Annotated in this window: 1 protein-coding gene; it reads left to right on the forward strand. The window is 56.4% G+C overall.

Annotation, left to right across the window (positions count from 1 at the left end):
* On the forward strand, positions 1-236 hold a 236-nt coding region (locus tag RTW80_RS30830), incomplete at both ends, for a L,D-transpeptidase family protein (RefSeq protein ID WP_312722067.1).

The following is a 236-nucleotide window of genomic DNA, read 5'->3' on the forward strand; positions in this document are numbered from 1 at the left end:
GGTCTGTACGCGCTGTACATTGGACGTCTGTATGCCATCCACGGTACTAACGCCAACTTCGGTATCGGCCTGCGCGTAAGCCACGGCTGCGTGCGTCTGCGTAATGAAGACATCAAATTCCTGTTCGATAACGTGCCGGTCGGTACGCGCGTGCAGTTCATTAACGAACCGGTGAAAGCGACGTCAGAGCCGGACGGCAGCCGTTACATTGAAGTGCATAACCCGCTGTCCACCAG

This window comes from Escherichia sp. AM3, assembly GCF_032029835.1.
Taxonomy (GTDB): domain Bacteria; phylum Pseudomonadota; class Gammaproteobacteria; order Enterobacterales; family Enterobacteriaceae; genus Escherichia; species Escherichia coli.